General features: G+C 29.3%; 5 protein-coding genes. 2 read left to right on the forward strand and 3 right to left on the reverse strand.

What is annotated here, in order from left to right; genetic code table 11:
• Positions 1–157 precede the first annotated feature (157 nt).
• Together NSA58_RS15965 and NSA58_RS15970 are read left to right on the forward strand one after the other, a co-directional pair.
• Positions 158–1,519: an APC family permease gene (locus NSA58_RS15965; protein ID WP_039681461.1), complete on the forward strand. Its 1,362-nt coding sequence runs from the start codon at positions 158–160 to the stop codon at positions 1,517–1,519.
• Positions 1,520–1,731: 212 nt separating this feature from the next.
• Positions 1,732–3,078, forward strand: coding sequence for an APC family permease (locus NSA58_RS15970; protein ID WP_039681460.1), 1,347 nt, complete (start codon positions 1,732–1,734; stop codon positions 3,076–3,078).
• Positions 3,079–3,146: 68 nt separating this feature from the next.
• Here the strand turns inward: NSA58_RS15970 and NSA58_RS15975 are convergent, their stop codons facing one another.
• The 3 genes from NSA58_RS15975 to NSA58_RS15985 are packed head-to-tail and all read right to left on the reverse strand — an operon-like array spanning position 3,147 to position 5,023.
• On the reverse strand, positions 3,147–3,788 hold the full coding sequence (locus NSA58_RS15975; protein ID WP_039681459.1) for an ABC-2 transporter permease: 642 nt from the start codon (positions 3,786–3,788) through the stop codon (positions 3,147–3,149).
• Positions 3,788–4,645 (reverse strand): ABC transporter ATP-binding protein, encoded by an 858-nt coding sequence (locus NSA58_RS15980; protein WP_074429847.1) that lies wholly within the window; start codon positions 4,643–4,645, stop codon positions 3,788–3,790. The genes NSA58_RS15975 and NSA58_RS15980 overlap by 1 nt, the downstream gene beginning before the upstream one ends.
• Positions 4,646–4,648: 3 nt before the next feature.
• Complete coding sequence (locus tag NSA58_RS15985; RefSeq protein WP_039681457.1) at positions 4,649–5,023, reverse strand: GntR family transcriptional regulator; 375 nt, start codon at positions 5,021–5,023, stop codon at positions 4,649–4,651.
• Between the last annotated feature and the right edge of the window lie 59 nt (positions 5,024–5,082).

The raw sequence follows: 5,082 nt of genomic DNA on the forward strand, positions 1-5,082 counted from the left end.
CCACTTAAAAAATTTTTATTATATGTAAAAAAAAAGTATTGTTATCTTAGTTATAAAATTATATAATAAGAAAGTATTATTTACGGATAAGCTTTTCAAGAAAAAGCAAAAATAATCAACTTACTTAAAAATTAATATTGGAAAGGAAATCGTAATTATGAGTCAAAAATTACAAAAAAACTTAGGACTTGCTGCTGCATTATCTACAGTTATAGGTATGGTAATCGGTGGTGGAGTATTCTTTAAACCACAAGCGGTTTATACATTAACAGGAGGAGCACCAGGTCTTGGTATTTTAGCTTGGGTTATTGCTGGTATACTTACAATAACTGCTGGTTTAACTGCTGCAGAAGTTTCAGCTGCAATACCTAAAACTGGCGGTATGATGGTTTACATTGAAGAAATATACGGAAAAAAATTAGGAATGTTAACAGGTTGGATGCAATCAGTTTTATTCTTCCCTGCAACAATAGCTGCAATAGCTGTTATGTTTGGTAACCAAACTGTTTTATTACTTGGTTTAAACGAAAACCTTATTATACCAATAACTATTTGTACAGTATTATTCATAAGTGTTTTAAATACTTTTGGTTCTAAAACTTCAGGTATAATACAAACTGTAGCTACAGTTGCTAAATTAGTTCCACTAGTTATAATAATAGTATTTGGTTTCATTAAAGGAAGTGGAGCTAACCCAATAACTACTCCAATAGTTGCTGAAGGTTTATCTCCAATGTCTGTAATCGGACAAGTTTTAATAGCAATATTATTTGCTTATGATGGATGGATTAATGTTGGTGCCATAGCTGGTGAAATGAAAAATCCAGGAAAAGATTTACCAAAGGCAATAGTTGGTGGTTTATCAATAACTATGGCTGTTTATATAGCAATAAACTTAGCTTATTTATGGGTATTACCAGCTAACGAAATAGCTCAATTTGCTAACCCAGCTTCTGCTGTTGCAACTGTAATATTTGGTGATATGGGTGGTAAAGTTGTTACTGTAGGTATATTAATATCAGTATTCGGATGTATAAATGGTTATTTATTGACTGGACCAAGAGTTTTATATACTTTAGGACAACAAAAATCTATACCAGGATACAAAACAGTAGGTGCTTTAAATAGAAATGATGTTCCTGCTAATGCTACATTAATAATGGGTGTATTATCTTCATTATATGCATTATCTGGACAATTCAACTTATTAAGTGACTTATCAATGTTTGCTGTATGGTCATTCTACGTTTTAACTTTCATAGGTGTTATAATACTTAGAAAGAAACAACCAGACTTACACAGACCATACAAAGTTCCTATGTATCCAATAATACCATTAATAGCAATAGCTGGTGGATTATTCGTTGTATTAAATCAATTATTATTCGCTGGTATGACTAATACATTAGTATCTTTAGGTGGAGTTGTAGTTACTTTAATAGGTTTACCTCTTTACAGCATAGCTCAAAAGCAAGCTGCAAAAGAAGAAAACCATAATGACTTAGACAAAATAGCATAATAAAATCTAAGAGCTTCTTCATAATCTTTGGAGGAGCTTTTTTAGTATATAAATTTAAATTTTTGATAAATACATAAAAAATTTCCTTTTACAAATATTAATATATAATTCAAGGTTAGATTCCCTTGTAATTAATAATACTACAAATCGTCTTTATGTAGTTGAATTTATAATTTTTTATTTAGATAATTTTTTGAAAGGAAATTTAAATTATGAGTCAAAAATTACAAAAAAATTTAGGTCTTGCTGCCGCTTTATCTACTGTTGTAGGTATGGTTATTGGTGGTGGTGTATTTTTCAAACCTCAAGCAGTTTATACCTTAACTGGAGGAGCACCTGGACTTGGAATGATAGCCTGGGTTGTAGCTGGAGTTATAACAATAGCTGCTGGATTAACTGCAGCAGAAATTTCTGCTGCCATACCAAAAACTGGTGGTATGATGGTTTACATCGAAGAAATTTACGGTAAAAAATTTGGTGTTTTAACAGGATGGATGCAATCTGTTTTATTTTTTCCTGCAACTATTGCCGCCCTTGCAGTTATGTTTGGTAGCCAAAGTGCAGGTCTTATTGGAAACGAAAGTTTAGTAGTTCCCATAACTTTAGGCGTAATTTTGCTTATTAGTATTTTAAATACTCTAAGTTCTAAAACTACTGGCCTTATCCAAACGATTGCTACAATATGTAAATTAATCCCTCTTATATTAATAATTATTTTTGGTTTTATAAAGGGTGGTGGTGACAATCCTATAACTTCTCCTTTAGTAGGTCCTGGTGTGTCTACAGGCTCTGTTATAGGCCAATTATTAATTGCTATCTTATTTGCTTATGATGGATGGATTAATGTTGGTGCCATAGCTGGTGAAATGAAAAATCCAGGAAAAGATTTACCAAGGGCAATAGTTGGTGGTTTATCCTTTGTTATGGTTGTTTATATAGTAATAAACTTAGCTTACTTATGGGTATTACCAGCAAATGAATTAGCAAATTATGCTTCTCCAGCTTCTGCAGTAGCGGAAGTTATATTTGGACCTATGGGTGGTAAAATTATAACTGCAGGAATTCTTATTTCTGTATTTGGTTGTATTAACGGCTACTTATTAACTGGCCCTAGAATTCTTTATACTTTAGGTCAGCAAAAATCTATACCTGGATATAAATACTATGGTTCATTGAATAATAGTGGTGTCCCTGGAAATGCAACAATAGTAATAGGTGTCTTATCTGCCCTTTATGCACTTTCTGGACAGTTTAACTTATTAACTGATTTATCCATGTTTGCAATTTGGTCTTTCTATGTACTAACATTTATAGGTGTTATTTTACTTAGAAATAGACAACCAGAATTAAATAGGCCATATAAAGTTCCATTATATCCAGTTGTACCGCTAATAGCTATAGCTGGTGGATTATTTGTTGTAATTAATCAATTATTATTTGCAGGTATAGAAAATACTGTAATTTCTTTAGGCGGCGTCCTTATTACTTTAATCGGACTACCTCTTTACTCTATAGCACAAAAACAATCAGATGAAGATGATGATAATAAAGTTGCTTAAATTAATAATTTGTTATATAAAAAATAGCATGATAAATTTGTTAACAAGTTTATCATGCTATTTTCATATTAAATTATTTCTTTTTTTTCATATAAAAATCTAGTTATAAAGTATGATATAAGCAATATTACTATCGTTAACACTCCGCTAAGAAGATTAATATTCATTTCACTTAATTTATTTAATATATTCATAGCTGTTTCAATATCATTAATAACTAAAGACGGTATCATTACTATAACCATAAATATAAGTATTATTGCCATTCTACCTTTTTTCATTCCGAAATATAATAATACAGGAATTAAAATTGATATTAAAACCACCGCACTTATTATACCCATATATAAAATTATTTTATAATCAATTCCTGTTAAATCAACTAAATTCATTTTTTTAGATATAAAAAATATTAAAGAACATAATATACCTGCTCCAACAATAGTTATTATACCAAAAATATATCTAGATATAACATATTCATTTTTTGTTACTGGTAAGTGAGCAATCATGTGATCTATTCCATATGAATCTTCATACGCCATTGTTTGATATGCTATAACATAAGTTATCATTCCCACTAGCATTGATGAAAAACCAGGATTAACTAAAGATGCAACTCCAAAAACAACCATAATAAATAAGGCCATCTTCTTTATTGAAAGAAAATTATTAAAACTTAAATTTACTAAATTCATTATATTTCTCATTACTTATTCCCCCTTGTATAATAAGTTAATATATCTTCTAAATTAGGTTTATCATAAACTACTTCTTCGCCAAATAATTCATAAGCTTTTTCTTTATTTTTCACTAAGCCTTCAAATCCAAAGCTAGTCTTATTTACTGATATAAATACATTTTCTGTATCCTTTTGTAATAATTCATTTTTCCCTTTTACTATAACATGATTTTGTAAGATACTATCTTTGTCACCATCCAAGAAAATTTCACCTTTATAAATAAAAACTAAATAATCTCCTATTTTATCTAAATCACTAGTTATATGTGTTGAGAAAAATACTGTGGCATTGTCTTTTTCAATTCTTTCTTGTAACATTTCTAGCACTTCATTTCTTACTAAAGGGTCAAGATTTGCTGTAGGCTCATCCATTATTATTATTTTAGGATGATGAGACAGTGTCATTACTATTTCAAATTTCTTTTGTTGACCTTTAGATAATTCTTTGTAAACCTTGTTTTCATTTAATCCAAATTCTTCCATGTATCTTTTATAAAGTTTTTCATCCCAATTTTTATAAAACATACAAAGAGAACTTTTTATTCTACTTAACTTTGATTCTTGCAAATAACCATTAAATTCTCCTACTACTCCTAAGTACTCTTTTAATGATAACTCATCATTTTTATATTCTTTTCCAAACAATTTAATGCTTCCACTATCTTTACTTAACATATTTAATATTAATTTTATTGTAGTTGTTTTACCAGATCCATTTGGACCAATAAAGCCTGTTACAAAACCTTCTGGAATTTTCAAATCTTCTATTTTTAAAGAAAAACTATCAAAATCTTTTCTTAAATTTTTAATTTCAATTGCATTCATTTTTTAAACCTCCTCATAAATACTTTTAATAATTTCTATAAACTCACCTTGAGCTATTCCCATCTTCTTAGCTACTAGAATTATTTCCTCCAACTTGCTCTCCATTTCAAAGAGAGCTGCTTCTTTTAATCTTTCTGTACTTTGACTACATACATAGCTGCCCTTACCTGCAACAGTTATTATGTAGCCTTCCTTCTCCAACTCTTCATATGCCCTTTTCGTAGTTATTATGCTTACCTTAAGTTCTTTAGCTAAAGATCTTATTGATGGTAGTAATTCCTCACTAGATAAATCTCCACTTAAAATTTGTGATTTTATTTGATTTTGAATTTGTTCATAAAGAGGTACTGCCGAAGAGTTACTTATAATTATATTCAACTATTTTGCCTCCTTCCACATATCATTTATGTATATAAGTGTTTATAATCGTTTATAAC

The sequence above is a fragment of the Terrisporobacter muris genome, from assembly GCF_024621905.1.
In the GTDB taxonomy this organism is placed as follows: Bacteria; Bacillota; Clostridia; order Peptostreptococcales; family Peptostreptococcaceae; genus Terrisporobacter; species Terrisporobacter muris.

What these genes read in the sequence shown, in the direction of transcription:
- NSA58_RS15970 (WP_039681460.1), top strand. Translation starts at nt 1,732, where the DNA reads ATGAGTCAAAAATTACAAAAAAATTTAGGTCTTGCTGCCGCTTTATCT.
- NSA58_RS15965 (WP_039681461.1), top strand. Translation starts at nt 158, where the DNA reads ATGAGTCAAAAATTACAAAAAAACTTAGGACTTGCTGCTGCATTATCT.
- NSA58_RS15975 (WP_039681459.1), bottom strand. Translation starts at nt 3,788, where the DNA reads ATGAGAAATATAATGAATTTAGTAAATTTAAGTTTTAATAATTTTCTT.
- NSA58_RS15980 (WP_074429847.1), bottom strand. Translation starts at nt 4,645, where the DNA reads ATGAATGCAATTGAAATTAAAAATTTAAGAAAAGATTTTGATAGTTTT.